At 42.7% G+C, this 22,388-nt stretch carries 21 protein-coding genes; 8 read left to right on the forward strand and 13 right to left on the reverse strand.

Translation table 11 applies throughout. The features are described 5' to 3' along the window. Positions 1-10: 10 nt before the first annotated feature. Both ACXAFJ_RS13660 and ACXAFJ_RS13665 read right to left on the reverse strand, forming a co-directional pair. The gene (locus ACXAFJ_RS13660; RefSeq protein WP_475324170.1) at positions 11-751 is read right to left on the reverse strand and encodes an SDR family oxidoreductase; all 741 of its coding nucleotides are present in this window, start codon (positions 749-751) and stop codon (positions 11-13) included. A gap of 696 nt (positions 752-1,447) precedes the next feature. Next, a complete protein-coding gene (locus tag ACXAFJ_RS13665; RefSeq protein WP_475324171.1) occupies positions 1,448-2,056 on the reverse strand; it encodes an acyl carrier protein phosphodiesterase in 609 nt (202 codons plus the stop codon). A gap of 146 nt (positions 2,057-2,202) precedes the next feature. Here ACXAFJ_RS13665 and ACXAFJ_RS13670 point away from each other — a divergent pair, with 146 nt between their 5' ends. Continuing rightward, entirely contained in the window at positions 2,203-2,373 is a 171-nt protein-coding gene (locus ACXAFJ_RS13670) for a DUF1289 domain-containing protein (protein WP_475324173.1), read from the forward strand. Between the two features lie 55 nt (positions 2,374-2,428). Here ACXAFJ_RS13670 and ACXAFJ_RS13675 read toward each other — a convergent pair whose 3' ends face one another. Continuing rightward, complete coding sequence (locus tag ACXAFJ_RS13675) at positions 2,429-2,773, reverse strand: HopJ type III effector protein (RefSeq protein WP_475324174.1); 345 nt, start codon at positions 2,771-2,773, stop codon at positions 2,429-2,431. A 212-nt stretch (positions 2,774-2,985) separates the two neighbouring features. On the opposite strand from ACXAFJ_RS13675, the gene ACXAFJ_RS13680 reads away from it, so the two are divergent. Continuing rightward, positions 2,986-4,404, forward strand: coding sequence for an aminotransferase-like domain-containing protein (locus ACXAFJ_RS13680; protein ID WP_475324175.1), 1,419 nt, complete (start codon positions 2,986-2,988; stop codon positions 4,402-4,404). A gap of 77 nt (positions 4,405-4,481) precedes the next feature. Further along, entirely contained in the window at positions 4,482-4,706 is a 225-nt protein-coding gene (locus ACXAFJ_RS13685) for a hypothetical protein (RefSeq protein WP_475324176.1), read from the forward strand. A gap of 132 nt (positions 4,707-4,838) precedes the next feature. On the opposite strand, the gene ACXAFJ_RS13690 is transcribed toward ACXAFJ_RS13685, so the two are convergent. From ACXAFJ_RS13690 to ACXAFJ_RS13710, 5 genes are all read right to left on the reverse strand, one after another. Further along, positions 4,839-7,151: a methyl-accepting chemotaxis protein gene (locus tag ACXAFJ_RS13690; protein WP_475324178.1), complete on the reverse strand. Its 2,313-nt coding sequence runs from the start codon at positions 7,149-7,151 to the stop codon at positions 4,839-4,841. Between the two features lie 160 nt (positions 7,152-7,311). Beyond that, positions 7,312-8,838, reverse strand: coding sequence for a methyl-accepting chemotaxis protein (locus tag ACXAFJ_RS13695; RefSeq protein WP_475324179.1), 1,527 nt, complete (start codon positions 8,836-8,838; stop codon positions 7,312-7,314). A 301-nt stretch (positions 8,839-9,139) separates the two neighbouring features. Continuing rightward, a complete protein-coding gene (locus ACXAFJ_RS13700) occupies positions 9,140-10,117 on the reverse strand; it encodes an L-threonylcarbamoyladenylate synthase (RefSeq protein ID WP_475324180.1) in 978 nt (325 codons plus the stop codon). Between the two features lie 245 nt (positions 10,118-10,362). Beyond that, the gene (gene fabG, locus ACXAFJ_RS13705; protein WP_475324181.1) at positions 10,363-11,097 is read right to left on the reverse strand and encodes a 3-oxoacyl-[acyl-carrier-protein] reductase; all 735 of its coding nucleotides are present in this window, start codon (positions 11,095-11,097) and stop codon (positions 10,363-10,365) included. 295 nt (positions 11,098-11,392) lie between these two features. Next, positions 11,393-12,589, reverse strand: a complete 1,197-nt coding sequence (locus ACXAFJ_RS13710) for an acetate kinase (protein WP_475325751.1) — start codon at positions 12,587-12,589, stop codon at positions 11,393-11,395. Between the two features lie 287 nt (positions 12,590-12,876). Here ACXAFJ_RS13710 and cueR point away from each other — a divergent pair, with 287 nt between their 5' ends. Beyond that, positions 12,877-13,269, forward strand: a complete 393-nt coding sequence (gene cueR / locus ACXAFJ_RS13715) for a Cu(I)-responsive transcriptional regulator (protein ID WP_475324183.1) — start codon at positions 12,877-12,879, stop codon at positions 13,267-13,269. Positions 13,270-13,318: 49 nt separating this feature from the next. Here cueR and vctC read toward each other — a convergent pair whose 3' ends face one another. The 5 genes from vctC to ACXAFJ_RS13740 all read right to left on the reverse strand — a co-directional run bounded on the left by vctC (position 13,319) and on the right by ACXAFJ_RS13740 (position 17,753). Next, positions 13,319-14,074, reverse strand: coding sequence for an iron chelate ABC transporter ATP-binding protein VctC (gene vctC / locus ACXAFJ_RS13720; RefSeq protein WP_475324184.1), 756 nt, complete (start codon positions 14,072-14,074; stop codon positions 13,319-13,321). 2 nt (positions 14,075-14,076) lie between these two features. Further along, on the reverse strand, positions 14,077-15,027 hold the full coding sequence (locus ACXAFJ_RS13725) for an iron chelate uptake ABC transporter family permease subunit (RefSeq protein ID WP_475324185.1): 951 nt from the start codon (positions 15,025-15,027) through the stop codon (positions 14,077-14,079). Then, positions 15,020-15,955: an ABC transporter permease gene (locus ACXAFJ_RS13730; protein ID WP_475324187.1), complete on the reverse strand. Its 936-nt coding sequence runs from the start codon at positions 15,953-15,955 to the stop codon at positions 15,020-15,022. Before ACXAFJ_RS13730 ends, ACXAFJ_RS13725 begins: the two co-directional genes overlap by 8 nt. Positions 15,956-16,019: 64 nt before the next feature. After that, complete coding sequence (locus ACXAFJ_RS13735; RefSeq protein WP_475324188.1) at positions 16,020-16,943, reverse strand: siderophore ABC transporter substrate-binding protein; 924 nt, start codon at positions 16,941-16,943, stop codon at positions 16,020-16,022. A 198-nt stretch (positions 16,944-17,141) separates the two neighbouring features. Next, entirely contained in the window at positions 17,142-17,753 is a 612-nt protein-coding gene (locus tag ACXAFJ_RS13740) for a glutathione S-transferase (protein ID WP_475324190.1), read from the reverse strand. A gap of 81 nt (positions 17,754-17,834) precedes the next feature. Here ACXAFJ_RS13740 and ACXAFJ_RS13745 point away from each other — a divergent pair, with 81 nt between their 5' ends. The 4 genes from ACXAFJ_RS13745 (at position 17,835) to ACXAFJ_RS13760 (ending at position 22,380) form a co-directional block, all read left to right on the forward strand. Next, positions 17,835-18,425: a TetR/AcrR family transcriptional regulator gene (locus ACXAFJ_RS13745; protein ID WP_475324191.1), complete on the forward strand. Its 591-nt coding sequence runs from the start codon at positions 17,835-17,837 to the stop codon at positions 18,423-18,425. 22 nt (positions 18,426-18,447) lie between these two features. Continuing rightward, entirely contained in the window at positions 18,448-18,855 is a 408-nt protein-coding gene (locus tag ACXAFJ_RS13750; RefSeq protein WP_475324193.1) for a PPC domain-containing DNA-binding protein, read from the forward strand. 180 nt (positions 18,856-19,035) lie between these two features. Continuing rightward, on the forward strand, positions 19,036-20,811 hold the full coding sequence (locus tag ACXAFJ_RS13755; protein ID WP_475324194.1) for an EAL domain-containing protein: 1,776 nt from the start codon (positions 19,036-19,038) through the stop codon (positions 20,809-20,811). Between the two features lie 234 nt (positions 20,812-21,045). Then, positions 21,046-22,380, forward strand: a complete 1,335-nt coding sequence (locus ACXAFJ_RS13760) for a GGDEF domain-containing protein (protein ID WP_475324196.1) — start codon at positions 21,046-21,048, stop codon at positions 22,378-22,380. Positions 22,381-22,388: the final 8 nt, after the last annotated feature.

A 22,388-nucleotide genomic window follows, 5' to 3' on the forward strand; every position in this document is an offset into this window, starting at 1 on the left:
CACTCACTCCTTAGTTCATGTACAAGCCGCCGTTCACAGAGAGAGTTTCTCCTGTGACATAGGCTCCAGCATCGCTAACCAAGTAAGAGACCGCTTTAGCAATTTCTTCTGGTTGAGCAAGGCGTTTCATTGGAATGGTTTCTTTAATGGAATCTAGGACTTCAGGTCGCATTTCTTCGACCATAGGTGTTAGCGTGTACCCCGGAGCAACAACGTTGACCGTCACACCAGATTTCGCACCTTCAAACGCCAATGCTTTAGAAAAACCAATCATGCCTGCTTTTGCTGCAGCATAATTGGTCTGGCCGAACTGACCTTTAAGACCGTTAACTGAAGAGATGTTCACCACGCGACCATTTCCCTTTTCACACATTGCTGCGAACAAAGGTTGCGTAACGTTGAACATGCTGTTTAGGTTGGTATCAATGACCTCTTTCCATGCATCGGGTACCATCTTCTTGAACACACCATCACGTGTGATGCCGGCGTTATTGATAATAACGTCAACAGTACCTTCTTCTTGGAGAAGCGCGGCAAGTTTGTCTGCGCACTCCTGGGTATTCGTTACATCTAGTTCAAATAATCGAACTTGATCTTCGGTAAACCCTTTTTCGTCAAACCAGTTTTTTGCACAATCATGGTTGCCGGTAAAATATGTAGCAATTACTCGGTAACCATCGTTAACTAGCTGAGAGGAAATAGCAGAACCTATTCCGCCTTTTGATCCAGTGATCAAAGCGACCTTTTTCATTTATGACTCCGTTCATGACAGCAAAAATATTCTTTCCCGATGGAAAGATTTAAAAAAACATGGTCGATATATTTCGACTCTTTCTGTAAATAAAAACTAATCGGCTTTTGTTACAATTCAAATTATTTTTGGAACAAAACAAGCATATTTGATATTGCTCACACCAAAGTTGTAATGTTAATTCTATGTTATCGCTTTGTACGCACACGGAAGAACAGCCACTTATAGTAACCTTTTAATCACCTACATTTGGTAAGCAAATGTTTATAAAGAGATTTGTGAATGTTAATGAGTGATTTGAGTGTTACATTAATTTTCTACTCAGTGACCTCACATGAAGAATTAATTAAGCTAAAGTTTCATTGGCATCAAAGATTAGTTCTTTAGTCAAATAAGAAATTCCAGTTATCTTATTATCAATATATCTGTCTGATTTTATATTTTGTGAATTTTTAATTATCTAAATAAATATCATACGCATAGGCAATTTATTTATAAATGTATTATTAAATATGGGCCATTTCACACACTAGACTTTAGTCTAATGTTATTTTCACATCCTAACTTTTTCCAAATAGGAGAGACATTTGAACATTTGTCAAATTTCTCAATTAATATTTGAAGGTTACAGCGCTGCCCGAACAAAAATTCTAAGTTCGTTACTTCACAATGAGATTTTGAGGTAGGAAGGTTGCGCTAGTCTGTAAAACAGTGACTTAACAACTCATTTTGTTTAATTTTGCTATTGAGTAAAACGTCTTTATAAAGATCAGCAAAACACTCAGATAACGCTTGGTATTCGTTGTCAATGTGTGTGACGCATTCAGCGAGTGGATTCAATTTAGCGCTTCTCTGGGCGATTCGTTCTATCGCATAAAAGCAGTTGTCTAGCTGGATATAAGAGGCCAGCCAATTACCTGTCACCATGGCCTCCAATACATGATGAAACCGAGATGGCATTTGATTTGTTGCGTTTTGAATACACGTTGTCAGAGCATGTTGGTTAAACTGTTCTAAGGCTCTTTCGTCGAATTGGTCCCATCGACTGGCTAACACATGGTCCCAAAACACGTCGAGGGCAATAGGTGCAAACCGACGTAACGGCTTGGGAAAAACGGATTTGAGTGAAAGTACTTGTTGATGTTGATCGGTATAACCATCAACAAATCGATGTAGATAGATACCGCGAACAACGTCAAGCTCGAACTTCCCATCCGGCTTACCTCTGACAAAATCACCTAGCAAATTGCCACATAAATCTGAGTTACTTCTGTCCGCAATATGCAAGTGCGCGAGATAATTCATAAGTCATTCACGGCTGATTTTCTAATGCTATTGAGAATAGTTTAAGTTAGCGTCCAAAGATAGTTACAAAGTAGGCCACCAAGTGACTTGCGTTTTGCTTTTCCTGTCGTTAAGGTCGGCGCCAAAAACCATAAGAGAGAAGTAGTGTGATCAGTCCGTGTATATCAGCTTGTAAGAACGTAGATGGGAGTTGCCCGGGATGCTTTAGAACAATGGATGAAATCCGTAATTGGAAACACCTTAGTGATAAGGAAAGAAGAAAGATTATGGATTCTCTGGCCCATCGGAAAGCTAAAACCCCTGAATCAAGTCTATAAAACTAGCAAACAAAAGGCTGGGTTATACCAGCCTTTTCATTTGAAATACTTAACACTATTTGCGAGCTAACGCACTGCCCTGAAAAGAAATGCCTGACCAGCCGTGTTGAATAAAGTTACGAATATTTTGGTGATCTTCACCTTCTGGATTTCCCAATACATCAACTCGATAGTAGTCTCCAAACAGTGATAACGTTGCTTGTTCATCCAATTGATTGAGTTGAGCAAAAGCAAAGATTTTGCACGAGCCATTGTTTTGCCCCGCGCCATTCTCGCAGTCACCGTTGCGGAAAGCGGTTTCGCTAAACTCGTAGTGGCTTTCTATAACCGAAATGGTCTGCGCAAACGTCACTTTGTCTGGGCTAGTTTTTACGAGTTCTAAAAATGCAGCTAATTCCATTTTTTACCTTATCTATTCCAAATAAAACGCGGTAAGAATATCGCTAAATTAGGCATCAAGCTAGCAGTAACCACCACGCTCTATAGGAACGATTTAAAACAGACGATTGGTAGATATTTTTGTGCGTAGACACAAGAAACCTCACGCCAATCAAAAACCCTACAAATTAAACGTGTAAACTATTATACGTTAACCACTATCCAACTGTTTTAATGGCCAAATTTCACAAAATTGCTCATGATATTGAGCAACAAATACTTAATGGTGTATGGCGAAGCGGCGACAAAATCCCTTCGGTTCGCAGCAGTGCAAAACGTTATCAAACCAGTTTGACGACCACACTACAAGCGTACCAATGGTTGGAAAGCCACGGCCTAGTTCGGTCGAAACCGCAGTCAGGTTATTTTGTTAACTCACAGCTAGAGTTCGATCCAAAACTCACTGCTTTTAACGAGTTTTCATCACACAAAGTTGCTATCAACGATCAATTGTTTGACTTCATTCAACAAGGAAAAGACCCAAAGCTAGAGCAATTCGCACCTGCCCTGCCTGACCCATCATTATTTCCACACCGAGACCTAGCCAAAAGCCTTGCCAACGCCAGTAAGACGATTACAGATAAGTCAGTTGTACTGCACATGCCGCCAGGAAACGAGTCGTTGCGCCGAATGATTTCACAGCGCTATCAACGTTGTGGGGTTGATGTAAACCCGGATGAAATTGTCATAACTTCAGGGGCGATGGAAGCGCTAAACCTCAGCCTAGCAGCACTGACGAAGCCAGGTGACTTAGTGGCTATCGAAAGTCCTACTTTTTATGGAGCACTGCAAGCTATTGAAAAACTTAATCTGAAAGCGGTGGAAATTCCGACTGATCCAAAAACAGGCATCGACATTTCAGCCTTTCAACAAGCTTGCCAGGAATTGCCCATAAAAGTCGCTTGGTTAATGCCTAATATGCAAAATCCAACTGGCGTGACGCTTTCAGATGAGAAGAAATCGTTGCTGGCACAAATAGCCGAAACCAACGACGTCGCGTTAGTCGAAGATGATGTATACAGTGAATTGTATGACGGCGAGCAAAAACCCAAGCCGTTGCGAGCTTTTCTACACAAAAAATCGCTTTCTTTACTGTGTGGCTCTTTTTCAAAATGCCTTTCGCCTGGTTTTCGTGTCGGTTGGGTAGTCGCATCTAAACACCATTTGGCGATACAAAAGCTCCAGCTCATGTTGACCCTATCTAGCAGTATGCCAACTCAAATGGGGATTGCAGACTATCTGACTTACCAAAACTACGAGCTGCACTTAAAAAAGCTTAGAACGATATTGGCGGAGCGAAAGCATCTTCACACAAAAGCGATCATCGAGTTGTTCCCTCGCGAACTCTTTTCGCTCCAGCAACACGTTGGCGGCTATTTCGTTTGGGTTCAGCTTAGTAATAAGATTAATGCCGACCTGTTGTATCGAGATTGTTTGAGTCACCAAATAGCAATTGCACCAGGCAGTTTGTTTTCCGTGGATAGACAACATAACAATGCTATTCGACTAAATACTTCTCATGAACTTACCTCTGACAGATTGAGCGCGTTAGCAACACTCGGCAAATTGATCAAAAAGCACTGTTCTAGTTAATGCCCCCTGATCTGTTCTAGTTTTCGAGTCTGTTCATCGGTAGTTTGTACTAGTTAAAATTTATCCAGTAGGTTGAAATGAAAACTAGAATCAAAACAGAGCTCTATCTTATTGGCGGTGCACTAGTTGTTGCCGGACTTTTGGTCTTTAGCCACTTAATACTGGCCAAACAATACGCTGGTCTTTATTGGGTTGAATGGACAGCGGCGTTAATCCCTTTTGGAATTATTGCCATTTGGGTCATGTCAATCCGAGTGGCTCGGCGACAAATCGCTGAAGAAGACGCTATCAACAAATCTTGATTTCACCTGTCAGGTCCAGTGCTTCAATCATGAATTTCAGTTAGCAACTGGACCTACTCATAACCACTAGATAAACCCAAATGACTTAAAGACGGAGCTCTAAATCCCGTATCTTCAGGTCACTTCGGCATACTAGTATTTAAATTCACCAATATTTCTCGTCAATTTGTCAGATTGACTGGTGAGTTCTTTCATTGATGACTCTACGCCATTGACCTCAACATCAACTTGCTTTCCTGCCTCTGCGATGGATTCAACGCTAGCTTGAATTTCGGTTGTCACAACTCTCTGTTGGTCGGCGGAATCGGCAATCTGCAACGTCATTTGATTCATGTCGTCTAACATCGTCACAATTCGATTAAGCATATCCGTGTTTTTGCTGCACGCTTCGACACCATTATTTAGAGAGTTACTCGCCGTCTCAATAGATGAAAAGACGAAGTTGGTTTCTTTCTGCAAAGATTCAATTTTGCTGCGAATCTCTTCCGTTGAATCTTGGGTCCGGCCCGCTAGTGACCTAACTTCATCAGCTACCACAGCAAATCCCCGTCCTTGCTCCCCCGCTCTTGCTGCTTCAATAGCAGCGTTCAACGCAAGCAAATTGGTCTGTTCGGCGATACCTTGAATCACATCAAGAACTTCACCAATCGAATCGCTTTCATTTCTCAACCGTTCAATGGCTTCAACGGCTACCCGCATTTGTTCATCCAAGGATGAAATTGTCCCTCCCAGATCACTGCCTACATTCAAACTTTCATGCCCAATTTGATTAGCTGCTTTGACATGCTCGGCGGCATTGTTGGCGGCACTAGCCACCTGACTGATTGAATCCGTCATCTGCCCGATAGAAATGGCAACATGCTCAGTCTTCTTACCTTGGTCTTCAACCGAGCTTCTAACTCCTGAGACATTGCCACGGATTAGATTTGAATTCTGATTTAACTGTTCGGTCGTTGTGGATGTTTGAACTAGTAGCTCTTGAACGCGGTCGAGCAAGCCATTAAAAGCATTGGCAAGATCACCAAGTTCATCTTTAGATTTAATATCTAGACGGCCTGAAACATCTTGTTGAGCAGTAATCGCGGTAACTTTATCAACTGCAGCTTGGATTGGTTTAGAAACACTTCGCGCGAGAAGAAACGAAAGCAACCCGGCAAGTACCACGACTAGCCCGATAACTATGCTAATTACCAGCAACATTTTATTTTCGAGTCTTTTCACATCGATTAACGCCTCATGGCTTTCCATATCAGCGACTATGACCCAGTTAAGGCCCAACACTTCTATCCGTCCAAACGCCGTTAATACTTCGCGACCCAGATAATTTTTGGATTTCATAGATCCAGATTGAGTTGTTTTGGCCCGGTCTATCACTTCAGATTGAACAGGCAGTGTCCCAACCGTTGAATCGGTATTGTTCAGCAGCTGAATGATGTTTTGACTTACTCCATTTTCTTTCAATGCAGATAGATAAGAATCTTTGCTGTCCTCCATGAAACGGGATTGGTTGCGCATTAGCCCATCCGTCCCCACTAAATAAGCTTCTCCTGTTTCGCCCATCCCGGCTTGGGTTGGTTCTCCTTCAAACATCATCATGCTGTTGATGCGGCTAACCGGCATTTGGAAAATTAACACGCCGACAATTGACTCATTGCTGACGATTGGTGAAGAAATAAAAGAAGCAGCCGCCTCGTAGGAAGGAAGATATGGGCTAAAGTCTTCGACGTAGTAGTCGTCTTTCTGGGCTTTCATCGCACCATTAAACGCTTTTGCCAAACCGGTGTTACGATAAGACCCATCTTTTAAGTTAGTAGCGTAGTCGAGTTCTTTAAACACGGAATAAACCACATTGCCGCTTGGATCAACGAGAAACAAATCGTAGTAACCAAATTCGTCGACAAATTTTCTCAAACTCGGGTGATAAGTCCCATGGACAACATCGTAGTAATTGTTGAGTGAATCAAAGTCTAATAGGTGTTTACTTCCTAATTCGTTGTCATTGACCGCAATGTATCGTGCCTGTAACGCTTTACCTATAGGTGACAAACTTGAAAATAGGCTACCTTCATTGGCACCTTTGCCGAGGTTCAACTGTTTGTACTTATTACCAAATTCGTTTTTGTAATAGCTTTGCAGCACATCAATATCATCATTTTTGACTCCCGCTACGTCATAGCTACCAAAGGCTTGAGAAAAGTAGTTCATCGCATCTTTGGTTCCGTTGTCATCAGATAGTGTAACAACTTGCTTGCGAATATGATCTAGATAGCCTTCAACCTCTTTCTTTTTGACTTCCTTCACTGAGATCAGCTGGCTAATCGCACGGCGTTCGATCGCTTCTTCGGATAGTGTGATGGATTGCAGCATTGCGCTAGTGCCAGTAGCAACGGTCGCAATCGCACTCAAACCAATGCAAACGATTACAATTTTATTGGCAATTTTCATCAGGCTTCCTTAAGTGTCTCTTTAATTTTCAGTATTTATTTGGAAAGACAGTCGTTCCAAAACACTTGTCGTTATACATATGAGTGTAGACGCAATTAAAAACTTTGTGATATTGGTCTCATTATTATGCGTAATTCAATGTTCGGCTTATCTGTCTACATCAGCGGAATGTGGTACTGAGTGCCGCTAATGATTCAGACTTGGTCGCGATGTCGGTAGATTGTTCGAGAACCACATCCGCGCGATCTTCGTTGCTCTGAGACAAATTTGCCACGGTTTCGAGCTGTTCCCGAACCGACTGAGATTGATTTGCTTGTTCTTCCGTCGCTGTACAGATAGACCGTGCAGATTGCTTGACTTCATCGATAAGGGACAGAACTTCTTGAATGCTTTGTTGAGATAAAGCCGCATCAGAAACAGAGTTTTCTGCCGTTTCCGCCTGCTTACTCATAGTATGTTCCCATTGTTTTAGTGTTGCTAACATACCTTGAAGGGATTGCTGTATGTTCTCTGCGGCAGTGTTGGTTCTCGATGATAAGTTTCTTACTTCATCAGCAACTACCGCAAATCCTCTACCGTACTCACCCGCACGCGCCGCTTCTATCGCTGCGTTTAGTGCAAGCAGATTGGTTTGCTCTGCGATACCAGAAATCTCCGTCATAGTGCTAACAATACCGTTAGCTTCTTTTGACAGCTCATTGGAACTTTGCCGTGAATTGTCTATTTGCTCATGCAAAGCATCTATCGATTGTTTGGTTTGATCGATTCTCGCCACCGTTGCTTCACACAGGTGTGCGGCTTGGGTTACCTGCTCTCCGGTATGGTTCGCGTGCTCATTGACCGAGTCAACCGAGTTCGTCATGTGTTCTAGCGAATCCAACACATTCTTAATAGACTGATTTTCTTGTTGGACGCCTTTTTGCGTCTGATCGGCGGCGTTTTGTAGCACTTCTACATTGGACTGAAGCTGCGCAGCTTGATCGCTGACCCGCTTGAGTATGGTATGAATTTTTCCATCCGCGATTTTTAAGTGGAAGTTGGCAACGCTAAAGGGTGCTGCGCCGCTGTACACTAAACGAGATACACTATCGTAATCTCTACGTAAGCTGTCGGATGAAACGATGGCTTGCCGTAGTTCTGCCCAGAAAACACCGACAGGCAATACAACGAGAACTAAACTCAACCACCACGCACTCGAGCTCGCGATGGCTAGCGCTATAGAAATCACCAAGTAACAAAGAACACGTAGATTAAACTTGCTCCAAATTGAAACTGGAGACTTGCCGCGATTAACTTTTCTGTATAAGTGTTCCGCTTTGCGTTTTGTTTCTTGGTCTAATGGTTTTCTTACGGACTGGAATCCGACAATATCATTACCCTGAACGATTGGAGTAACAAAGGCGTCTACCCAATAATAGCGTCCGTCTTTACACCGGTTTTTTACGGCCCCGCGCCAAGATTTACCTTTACTGATGTTATCCCATAAGTCTTTGAATGCCGCTTTTGGCATGTCGGGATGACGCACTAAATTGTGGTTTTTACGAATAAGTTCTTCTTGGCTGTAGCCAGATACATTGACAAAGGCTTGATTGGCGTAGGTGATCACTCCGCGTTTATCCGTTGTCGAGACCAGTTCTTCACTAAAGATCACTTCTTCATCGATGATGCTTTGATTTCGCTTTGCCATAATTGTTAGACCTTAGTGAAAATTTTATGAAATTGATAAAATTAGTATAGTTGTTATTGCGTTAAATCACGGGCTATAGAATTCTGGATATAACGAAGTTGGGTTCGAAACAAATAAACCGAAGACATACGATTTGAGTTTCTAGATTGACGGGCTGGTGTGATTAGACGAGTTAGCTCTAAAAGGAACAGTGACCTCCCAGCCACCATAAAACCCGCGTAACCAGAAGACGTCATTAAACCAAAACAGCCAAGGTTTGGTTTAATCTCACTTGATTACCATCGGATAATCGAAAAACAAGTTAAGCGGAAGCTCTACTCAGTCGGTCAATCATGTCGAGCCAGCTTGGATCATTTGGAGGTTGTTCGACCCAGATTTGCCTAACAGAACCTGAATCTAATCGATGCAGTGCGTTATACAAACCTTGTCGATAACCCTGATGCTGACTTGGTAAGTTGATATGAGTGGCTGGGTTATCGACTATGAAGGAATCGCTGTAAGTCAACAAACCCACACCATCAGGCAAGTTGTTTAAGTCCGATTTCAACTTTTCAGTTGATACCAACATCACCTTGGCATTGGGTTGATAGTGTACCTTTTTGTTACCTGAAACCGCTTGTTCATGAGACACTAAGGTTTTAACCGGCACATCCAAAAATGGCTGCAATTGTCCTGCAGATAGTGGTCCACAACGCAGTACTTCAGCGCGGTCTTCAAGTACTTTCAATATGGTAGACTCGGTACCAACGCTGCAGGAACCGCCATCAAGAACTGCGGCAATCTTACCATCTAAACCAGCCAGCACTTGCTCCGCTGTGGTTGGGCTTAGCTTTTGATAGGGATTCGCCGAAGGCGCGGCAACCGCAATATCAAATTCTTTAAGTAGCTCCAACAAAACTGGATGGCTTGGGATACGCACCCCAACCGAAGATAATCCACCGGTTACCACATCAGAAGCATGCTCACACTTGTCAAATATCATTGTCAGCGGTCCGGGCCAAAACTCATCAGCTAATGGTGATACCCAACTAGGGATGGTACTCGCCCAACGTGACAGATGATCAACGGTTGGTATGTGCACAATGAGCGGGTGATCTGCCGGCCGATTTTTAGCAGCAAAAATCTTTTTTACCGCTTCCGGATTGGAGGCATCAGCAGCAAGCCCGTAAACCGTCTCTGTTGGAATGGCAACCAACTCCCCTGCTTTCAGCAGATCTCCAGCTATTTTGACGTGTTCTGGATTATCAGCAGACAAACGCTGAGTGGTGAGTGGTGACATTGACGGTATCTCTTATTGGTAACGCAAATTTGAATCTGGCATGAGTCAAACAAGCATTGGACTCACTGCCAAAATTAAGCGCTAGACTTTATTCTTTTTACATCACAAGTCAATAGTAAATGACGGGAAAAAGGCCACAAATGGCGTTTTAACGTCGATATCAAAACTCAAGTATAAATTGGGATAAACAGTATGATAGGTAAACCCAAGTACCGTTGAAGCACTTGGGTTGGAAGTACTGGTTTTTACAACACCAAACCACCGTCGACTTTTAAGACTTGGCCCGTGATGAAACTGGATTTGTCACTGGCTAAAAACTCTACCGCATTGGTTATGTCTTCTGGCGTTCCCATTCTGCCTAGTGGAGTTTTGGCTTTCATCATATCCAGTACTTTTTCAGGCAGGTCTTGAGTCATAGGAGTTTCGATAAAGCCTGGCGCAACACAGTTTGCTCTTACTTGTGCCCCCTTGCGTGATAATTCTTTGGCCCAACTTTTTGTCATGGCAATCACACCACCTTTGGTCGCCGCATAATTGGTTTGTCCGATATTGCCATCAGTACCAACAACAGAGGACATAGTTACAATAGATCCCTTACCATTCTCGACCATTATCGGGGCTACAGCTTGCGTAATGTTAAACACACCTTTTAAGTTAACATCGATTACTGCATCCCATTCTTGCTCTGTCATTCTTTCAAGCAGAGCATCTCGCGTGATTCCAGCATTGTTAACAAGCACATCAACTCGCCCGTAGTCCTTGCTTATTCTTGTAATCAGCTCGGCAACTGCTTGTCTGTCACACATATCGACGACAACAGGAATAACATTGTCAGTACCCTCAAAAGCGTTCTTGAGCGTTTCTGAATTCATATCGAGCGCATAAACCGCCTGAGCATTTTGTTCCGCGAAACGTTGTGTTATGGCCTTGCCGATCCCTTGAGCGGCTCCTGTCACAATACATATTTTCTGATTAAACATGATGTTACCCTTAATTCTTGGCTTCAAATATTATTAAATTCAAAAAGTAAAAACGTAGCCATCCGCGTTATTGGCTCACTTTCGCGCTCGACCACTGACACCCATTTCTCAAGCTTGCTTCATTTTTCTTCAACAGCAGTTTTTGAAAAATGGCCATAACAAGCGTAAGACACTTTAAACGGGCTTGTGAGACAAGTTTGTGAATGTTTGTTGTCTATCAGAGTTCGGGCTTTTGCTCTCGATAGAAACAACAAGAGCCAGCAAACGCCGGCTCCAGAATATCAAGTTTAAAGCTTTATTGAGACAAGGCTAAAGATTGTCTCGCAATAACCAGCTCTTCATCTGTTGGCACCACAACTAATTTTGCGTTGAGCAGTTCAGATTGACCAATCACGCCACTTTGACCGAAGCGGGCATCTAGATTGCATTGCTCATTTTCAACAAATCCTAGTGCAGACAACTCACGAATAATTTGACTGCGAATCGGTGCGGCATTTTCTCCGATGCCACCGGTAAATACGATTGCATCTAGGCCACCTAGAGACACCAAATAGCTGGCAATGTATTTTGCTATACGGTAACAGAAAATATCGACCGCGAGTTGAGCATTCTTGTCACCCTCCTCAACACCTTGCAATAGATCTCTAGCATCAGAAGACGGCCCAAACACACCCAGAATGCCGGACTTCTTATTTAATGTCGTAAAGATGTCATATTTAGACCAACCCTTGTCAAACAAGAACTCGATAATCCCGGGATCCAAGTCACCGCTTCGAGTCCCCATCATCAAGCCAGCGAGTGGTGTGAAGCCCATCGAAGTATCAACTGACTTACCTTCCTTGACCGCACATATTGACGCGCCATTGCCAAGGTGAACGGTAATCTGCTTAAGTGATTCAACATCTTGATTGAGCAACTTAGCGGACTCGCGACTGACAAAATAGTGACTAGTTCCATGGAATCCGTAACGTCTAATGCCCATTTCTTGATATAGAGCTTGAGGAACCGCCTCTCTAAATGCTTTTTCCGGCATGCTTTGGTGGAACGCGGTATCAAAGACAGCGAACTGTGGTAGCTCAGCAAAGGCGCTCATCGCAGCTTTGATACCTTTTACGCCTGCAGGGTTGTGCAACGGTGCCAAACTCGACAATTCCGCAATTTGCTCAACAATCTCAGAGTCTAACTTGACGGTTTCAGTGAACTTTTCTCCACCGTGTACAACGCGATGTCCCACAGCGACCAATGCCGTTTGCCAGCCGTTTTCTTTCACCAATTCAACGATTTTTTCAACGGTTTGCAAGTGAGGATCGGAATCACCATTCAAAGAGACTTGGATTTTTTCACCATCGAGTTTGTAGGTGAAACTAGCTTGGGGTAATCCAAAACACTCCCCTAAGCCGGTGATAATTGAGTTGCCGGATTCTGGCTCAACCACAGCAAATTTCAGTGATGAACTTCCAGAGTTAATAACAAGAACAAGAGGTTGCGAGATAGACGGTTGTGGCATATGAACTTCCCTTTATGGGGTTAAGAGACTCAACTAACAACCATTATTAAAAAATAGTTTATGCATTCAACAATTTTTTAGCTATCTAATCAGTTAATCCAATGTTTGTTGATCTCAAGCAACTACCTATTTATTTCACGGCCTGAAAGATACCCGTCTTAACCAAAATTCGTCGTGAAATATTCGAAATCCACTGATATACCTGTACTCTTAGTTTTGCATTGGATTTAGTCATGCTAAGTTGTCGAACAACAAAGAATTGAGGTTTGACAATGAACATAGGGCAAGTTGCTAAACTAACCGGGCTGTCGAGTAAGTCGATTCGATTATATGAAGACAAAAATATGATTCCAGCTCCGTCTCGCACCGACGCTGGGTATCGCCAATATGGTGAAAAACACATTCAGGCATTGCGAGTGATAGCACGTGCTAAAAATGCTGGGTTTTCGTTGGCGGAATGTAAAGAATTAGTCGACTTGTGGCAGAACTCTGAGTTTCAAAGCCGAGAGGTCAAACAAAAAGCGATAGCGAAACAAGCAGAAGTAAGACAACGGATAGTAGAGCTACAGCAAATTGAAAAGCATTTGTCTGATTGGATTGCAGCTTGTCCCGGAGACTCAAGCAGCCATTGTCCAATAATGGATGAGCTAACCAAAGAAGAGTGACGGTTAACGCCACTCTTCAGAAGTATTCACACTAGGCTATTAGTCAAACTTAGTAATAGGTACACAATCGTTTGTCACCCATTTCCAGTACTGTAAAAGGCGTTTCGTAGATAGATTCAAGTATCGCTTCGTCAATGACTTGCTCCACGCTGCCTTGCACGACGACTTTACCTTTTTTCAGCGCAATGATGATATCCGAATAACTGGCCGCAAAATTGATGTCGTGAATCACAATGACAACCGCTTTATTCATTTCTCTCGCCATGCGCTGGATGTTGCGCATGATTTGTAAGGAGTGCTTAATGTCTAGGTTATTAAGCGGTTCGTCGAGAAAGACATAGTCGGTATCTTGAGCCAACACCATGGCAATGAAAGCTAGCTGTCTTTGCCCACCACTTAACTCATCGAGAAAACGATGTTGAATCGCAACCAGATCCAGATATTCGATCGCCTGATCAATCTTCCTTTCATCTTCGTCACTGTGATTGCCTTGTGAATAAGGGAAGCGACCAAAAGCGACCATCTCTCGGACCGTGAAGCGCATCGAAATGACATTAGCTTGACGTAGCACCGCTAGTCGTTTTGCCAACGCCTTAGTGTCCCACTCACCAATTTCCTTGCAATCAATATACACTTCGCCGTGATCGCGTTTTACAAGACGGCTAGCCATCGAAAGTAATGTACTTTTGCCAGCACCATTAGGGCCAATTATCGAAGTCACCTTACCCTTCTCGAACTGAGAATCGGCATTATCAACCACAAGTTGATTACCAAAGCGTTTGGTTAGACTTTTAATTTCAATCATTTTTAGGTAATCCGGTTTTTCATCAACATCCACAAGAAATACAAGCCACCAGCAAAATTGATGATGACACTGAGTGTGGTAGAAAATTGAAATAGGTTTTCAACGATCCACTGGCCAACTAACAAGGTCGCGATAGATAACAATGACACGCCAATCAACAAAAATTTATGCTGGTATGTCCTTAACCACTCCCGTGTCAGGTTAGTAACCAACAGGCCAAAAAACATGATTGGGCCAATCAGTGCGGTTGAAATGGCTATCAATACTGAACTGAGCAACATTACATAGAGCGAAATGCGTTCCACATCAACCCCAAGACTGGTAGCGTTGTCTTTGTCTAACCAAAACACATCTAAGATACGATTTAATCGATACAGCAAATAACAGCACACCAAAAGCACCGGACTGCATAAGTAAACCAAATCAACATTGATGTTATTAAAACTGGCAAACATCTTATCTTGGACTGTGCTGAATTCATTAGGATCTAACATTACAATCAGGAGTGTTGCTGCGTTGTAAAACAGTTGTCCCAATATCACGCCAAGCAGCAATAAGGTCATAATATTGCGGCCTTGCTTTCTGAAGTAAAAAACGAACAGCACAAAGGAAAACAGAAGCATCACGGCAGTGGATAGCGTGAAGTTCCAATAGGCATTAATCGCAAAACTACTCAAGCCACCAAATATGAACACCACTAAGACTTGAGTTAGTAAGTAGAGCGAATCAAATCCCATGATACTCGGCGTTAAAATTCGATTGGCTGTGATGGTTTGAAACACCATAGCAGCCTGACCAATCGCAATACCCGCTAGAACCATAGCGACAACTTTGGGAACTCGTCTTGATAGAAAGTATTCATAGTTATCAGCATTTAAGCCTATCCCAATGAACAAAAAAGCAAACACGAGACTGATCGCGGCTAGTATCATCAGTTTATGTGTATCACGCATGTTTATTACCTTTCAGAATCAAGCCAATAAACACCAAGCCACCAACGACACTGATCGTCATAGACACTGGCAACTCATACGGATAGATCACAACACGGCTGAGCAAATCACACACTAGTACCATCAACGCACCGTAGACGGCGGTCAACGGAATATTTCTCTTAAGGTTATCTCCGCAAAAGTAAGTCACTAGGTTGGGTACGATAAGTCCAAGGAAAGGCAACTGCCCAACAATCATGACCACAGTGGCTGTCATAACGGACACTAACGCGACGCCGAGCATGACCACTTGGGTGTAGTTAACGCCCAAGTTGGTCGCAAAGTCTTTTCCCATTCCCGCGGTAGAAATTCGGGTAGCAAATAAATAACTCAAGACAGAGATTGGAAAGGCGATATAGAGAAGCTCGTAATCACCTTTCAAAATGTTGGAAAAATTGGCGACCGTCCATGAGGTAAGGCTCTGAACAGCCTCATATTTGTAGGCAATAAAAGTCGCCATGGATTCAACTACATTACCAAACACAATGCCAATCAGAGGCACTAATATGGCGTTTTTAAATTGCAGTCGGTGAATAAAAGTCACAAACAGGAAAGTACCCGCAATGGCACAAGCAAAAATGAGCCAAAGTGATTGAGTGTGACCAAAAACCACCAAGCTCAGTACATAACCAAACATGGCGCATTCGACGGTGCCAGCCGTGGAGGGTGCAGCAAATCGATTTTGACTAATTTGCTGCATAATCAGTCCAGCGATACTTAGACCTGCACCAGCAAGAATGATGGATAACAATCTTGGAATACGGCTAGTGACAAGCAGATTCCAAGCTTGCGAGTCAGCCGCAATCAGTTGGCTAAGTGACAGATTCCCAACACCTATAAATAAGGAACCAAAACTCACGCAAACCAGCACAAACATCAGTTTTTTCAACGTAAACCCCAGTTGAACACTCGCCAACGATAACGTTGGCGAGGAAGTTGGTTTAACTTAAGACTTATTTAAGGTTCAAAGCACCTTTTACATCTTCGACCATGGTTTCGGTCGCGGTAATACCAGAAATGGTCAAGTACCAAGCTTTGGCATCCAAATATGCCACGCTGTTTTGCTTATGTGCTTTTGTTGCGTGGACAAGATCGTTGTCAAACGCAGTCTTAACGTCGCTAGTACCCGGGTTTGCAATCGCATCACGATCGAGGATCAGCAGAGTAGATGGGTTAGATTGCTGAATAAATTCATAAGAAATCGCATCACCATGACGAGAAGGTTTAATGCCTTCCACCGTTTCTTTAAATCCGAAATCTTTGTAAATAACAGAGAATCGAGATTGCGCACCAAATGTAGTGACGTTGCCACCAGAACTCATCACGGTTAAAGCGTCAACTTTGTTGCTTTGGTTGTAATCTCTGATCGCTTTGAATTCAGCGTCTAATTCAGAGATTTTGCGCTCTACAAAATCTTGCTGCTCAAATACACGCCCTAGCTTTCGCCATTGTTCCTGAGTGGCATCCCAGTAACTTTGGTTGCGGCCTGCACCTACGACAATAGTCGGTGCAATCTCAGTAAGCTCTTTGTAATGCGACGCACTACGAGGTCCGGCGACAATCAAATCAGGTTTACTAGTAAAGATTTTTTCGAAATCTGGTTCAAACAAGCTACCTGCAGCAATGTATTGATCAGCTTTGTATTTATGTAGGTACTCTGGTAGCTGACTTACTTTAGTCACCGCGACTGGGTCTACCCCAAGGCTATCCAAAATGTCTAGCGGACCAACTCCTAAAACCACAACACGTTGAGGGTTGCTTTCAACAAGCGTTTTACCCAAAGAATGTTCAATTTCAACTTGGTCTGCATTTACCGTAAACGCAATAGTACTAGCGGCTAGTGATAAGCCTGAAATGAACGCAACTGACGACTTCATAGTAACCTTCTCCAAAATAAAAATGCGCGTCATTATCATTTACAATTAAAGAGATGTCACCCGATTTGTTAGGTTATTACTTTGATATCATAGAGATAGGTGAGCAAGTTTTAATGGGTTCGAGGTTAGATAGAAGAAAAAACCTGCTAGTTGCAGGTTTTTAACTACATATAGTCACTTTTAGCAATTGATATAAAACTAATTAAAGGCTGCTCTGGCAGTTACGCCTTCAAACCACTTTTTAATATTCGGATTGTTTGACAGAACGTCCAATTGCAACGCGTTTTTACACACAATAATGAAAATCGCTGCGCTAATATCGGCAATACTGTAATTATCTCCCGCAACATATGGCGAGTTTGCTAGGCGAGATTCCAGTACTGGCAAAAACTGTTCTACCCTACTCTTTGATTCCAAACCCCAGTCCTCAACACAGTTCTCGCGGTCTTTGTAAACGCCAGAGATATTACGAAACGCTTGAAACGCAACAAACAACCCTTGCAGCTCAACAATGCGATGCCACATTTCAACTTGCGCTTTTTGCAAGGCAGTACGGCCGAATAAGTACAAGTCATTGTCTGTCACTTCATCTAAGTAGCGACAAATGGCGACAGATTCCGATACATAATTGCCATCATCGAGTTCCAGCAAAGGAACACGACCATTTGGTGCCTTGGATAGGAATTCACTGGACAGGTTATCACCCGCTCTCACGTCTAATTCGACACTATCGAGTGTTAGACCTAACTCTTTCGCGAAAATCGTCACGCGTTTGCAACTAGGCGTTGCCGAAGTTTGATGTAATTTCATTCTAGATACTCACTTTACACTTTTACTGAACGATCGTTCAGATTAAAATACGCAATAACTAAACGAGCAGTCAAGAATTTCATGGCAAGAAAAGCAAATTTTGACAAACAAGAAAAACTCCAAGTCGCAATGGAGCTATTTTGGCGTAAGGGATATGCCAATACCTCTATTTCAGATCTGGTTGAAGAACTGGGTATTAACCGGTTCAGTTTGTACAACACATACGGCGATAAACAAGCACTCTATTACTTGGCCTTGGATAACTACTTAACTTCAGTTTCGTTTCCAAGCCTCGACGCTTTGCGCAGCCCAGAGGCCAGCTGGCAAGATATCAAAGCATTTTTAGACAAGTTTGCAGCGAAACAACGAGACAGTTCCCATGGTTGTTTTGTTCAAAATGCCATAGTAGAACACGCATCGAACGACAATTATGTCTTCCAACAAGGCAACGTCTTATTTGAAACCATTTCTACTCTGTTGAAACAAGCGTTCAATACTGCGCAAAACAAAGCTGAAATTAGAGAGCAGCCAACAGCAAATGCTCTCGCCTCTATGACATTAACTCATATGCAGGGAATACGCGTTCTAGGCAAAGCGAAACGTTTTCAAGATTTAGACGACAGCTTACAAGCTCTGTTCACATTAATTGAAAACGAAAAGCCCAAACAGTAAACAAAATTTGAGACAATAATTCATGGAAGTTATAGAACATATCGCAGTCAGGTTGATTCAGGGCGACGACTTAAAACACTCATTACAGCAACTAGTAATAAAGCATGAAATCAAAGCTGGTTACATTGCATCGTGTGTTGGAAGTGTCAGCCAGATAAACTTACGTTTAGCCGGTGCAAACTCGACATTAACACTAGAAAGGCCGTATGAAATTGTTTCCTGCCAAGCGACTCTCACGCCTAACCACATACATTGTCATGCCAGCTTTTCTGACCAAAGCGGCCAAATTATAGGCGGCCACTTACTCGAAAAAAATATAATAGATACAACGGCCGAGCTAATATTAATCAAGATGCATAACCATGAGTTCACACGCTCTTTTGATGCCAATACCGGCTTCACAGAGCTAAAAATTGATCGCAATAATTAACTCGTTTCACATCAAAAGTGAACTCAATCAATGTTTGTTTAGATAGTTGTCGATAATCCCACCGTTTAGTGTACTCGGTCACAAGACTTTAATGTAAAAGTGCTAGAGTCCGTGTTAGATTCGACATATAAAGATAACTATAGGAAATACCTACTAGTCAGTAGGGTTGATTGATAATACATGAGTCAAGAAACGCCGTTTACGCTACCTATTGCTCATTTGTCTCTCGTCGTTAATGACGAGCGCAGCGATGATTCAGTAGCGAAAGTTTCCCCTCACTTGATATCCCGAGCCCAACTTCTTGGGTTAATTGAAGACAAGTTTGATCAGTTGCCAGACCTTTTGAATGACGGCTTCTTTTATCTTGTCGATGAAGATACTGTTTTCCTTCACAACCAGCATTTCTACCAAAAGTTTGGTATCGAAAATTCTCAATGCCGTTTGAACAATTGGATGTCTCTGCTTCACCCATCAGACGTTGACATGATGGCCTCTCGCGTGAAAGAGCATTTTGCTCAGAAAGGTAAGGTGCTCACTTATGAGTTTCGCGTGAGAAAACAAGATGGCAGTTACGATTGGATTGAAGGTAACGCGGTTACCGTTGAATACAACGCAACCTATGTACTCTTGGGTTGGCATGTAAATATTACTGAGAAACGACAGAAGGAACGCGATATTGCCAAAGCCGTTTATGTGGATTCGTTTTCCGGCTTGCCAAATCTAATCAAACTCAATAGTGATATCGAGAATCAAGTTCATACTGGCTCCTCTGACTATTCTCTGGTCTACATCCAGATTGACGGTGTTAAATCTTTCGTGAATCTCTACGGACAAAATGTGCTGCAGGATTTGGTTCATTATTTTGTCCGTTCTCTCAAGTCTTTCTCAGACGATTTCATTGACATTTATCGAGTCCACACAGACAACTTTGTCGTCTTGTTGCAAGGCCACTCTTCTGTGGGAGAGCTTTCTGCACTTGGGGAGCAGATTGTTCACAGTTATCGCAAAGCGGTTGCTGAGAATGACATTTTGTATGGCAAAAACATCAAGCTCGGTATCTATCCAAACTTCGATAAAAACCTGTCTTCAGACGAGCTATTGCGAATCGCTGAAAAAACTTGTCAGTTCGCAGATAGCCATGCGGCATCTGACATGCGTTTTTACGCGGGTGATACCAAACAAAAAGTCGACAGATTCTTTTTTATTGAGCGTGGACTGCGTCAAGCCATCGATGAAGATGCGATTTCAGTTAAATTTCAACCCATAGTATGTGCAAGCAGCAACAAGATCGCGAGTTTTGAAGCTCTTGTTCGTTGGCGCAGTAAACAATGGGGCGAGATTTATCCAGATGAGTTTATCTCTGTTGCCGAGCAAAAAGGTTTTATTGTCGATTTAGGCTATTTGGTTTTTACCAAGGCCTGCGAATTTATTCAGGTTTATCGTAAACACAACAAGTCTAATGCGCGTGTAAACGTAAACGTGTCAGTGCTTCAGCTCCTTAATAGCCAGTTCCCTGACAAAGTGAAAAGCATTGCCGATATGATGGCAATTCCAACTAAGAGCATTGTATTAGAGTTAACCGAAACCATTATTCTCGATGGCAATCAGAGCGCCATCAACCAGTTGCAAAAGCTGTCTGAATACGGCTTCTTACTCTCGCTGGATGACTTCGGTGCAGGCTATAGCTCTTTGCACAGCTTCTTTGATTTACCGTTGCAACAGATCAAAATCGACAAAAGTATGGCGTGGAAGTGCCTAAATAACCCTGCTACCTACGAATACCTTAGATTCGTCACTCAATTGTGCAGAGAGCACAACGTAGACATAGTCATTGAAGGTATCGAAAGCGCCGATATGCAAAAGCGCTTTATTAGTATGGGCGCGTCTTACCTACAAGGCTATTGGTTCTCAAAACCACTTTCTGTGGCTAGCGCCAGTCAATATACGGACGTCTAATCTGGGTTGGTTGATGTTCAACATCAGCCAGCTTTCGCTATAAGTTTGATTAATTTCCACCTTCTCGATTAATAGAAACCTCGTTATGTTTTGGTGCGTTTAGTCTTTGTTTACAAAACGAGCGTGAGCAAGGTCAAACTGATACCTAATGTCATAAAAGCTTAATCCGTGACCTATGGTCTGGAATCAATGTCACCTTTACACTGGTTCCAAGATTAACCTTTGATTCACCACATGTTACTGCACTACTCAAAAGTTGTGAGTTCTTCCAATAACATCGAGATGCGTTGTTTGTTGCTCACCATCATTGTCATACTGGCCATCAACACGCCAATGAATATGATAAAAGATCGAAAGCAAAACGACATTGCCAATCAATTGCAAACGGTCGCAGAGTCAATCGAGCAACGGCGTGAAATCGTAGCCAGTTACAGCGCACTGGCGCAAAGTCAGTTAGCCAAAAATTACGAATCTGACCCTTCTACTTTTAACGACTTAATTCGTCATCTGCTCTATCAGCAAACCCTTGTGACCAATATAGAAATTCTGACCATCCCATTGGACGACAACCACAAATACTCCGGACTTATAGATACTCTTTTTCAACGTGACGCCATTTCATCACGCCATCCTAAACACTTTGAAGTGATCTACCTGCCTACCCGAGGATTGTTTGTTGAATTTATTCCTATTGAAAGAGAACAGAAAGATACAGGGTATCTAGTGGTCGAAGTAAATCTGGGCGCATTTAACAAGACATCGGATCATAATACTTACATCATCTCGGCGGAAGGCATGATGATGCCCACAAGTATCCCTGATCTTGAGAGAGGTACAAATTTCTCCGCCTACTACCCCAACGCATTCCTGCAACTGCAAAGAACGGATAAGACTCACGGGATGGTCAGTGACGATGATTACGTCTTTATTTATCGCAATATTGGCAACATCTATGGAAAGGAATGGTTAGTTCTGCAACGACTACATAAAAATGAACTGGTGCCGGAATATTTCTACGTCATTATGATTTTGGTCGCTCTATCAATTGGCGGGTCTTACTACGTCTACAAAATTCGTCAGGAAAAGAAACAGCTTAGTGAAATCTCCTACTTAGATGAACTTTCGGGGCTCTACAACCGACACTATTTAAACAAAGTCAGCAACCAAAGCTTAAGTAACGGTCAATTCTATGTCTGTGTGCTCGACATCGACCATTTCAAGAGAGTGAATGACACATATGGGCATGATGTGGGAGACCAAGTCATTAAGCGTGTCGCAAGCATTATAAAGAGCCGAATTCGATTTACCGACTATGCGTTTCGAATCGGTGGTGAAGAATTTTTGGTTATTGTAAAAACGGATTGCCCTAGTACTGCAAAATCGGTCTGTGAACGCATACGTGAGGACATTGAGCAATATACTCAACAACCAAAGGTCACCATTTCTGGCGGTGTTGTCCCTATTTTGCAAACGGTACCGCAAGCAATCAAAAACGCCGACAGCTTGCTCTATCAAGCAAAATTGGCTGGTAGAAACCAAATCCACCAGCCATTTCGCAATGTGGCTTAATCGTTAAA

The sequence above is a fragment of the Vibrio sp. ABH4_348 genome, assembly GCF_056159765.1.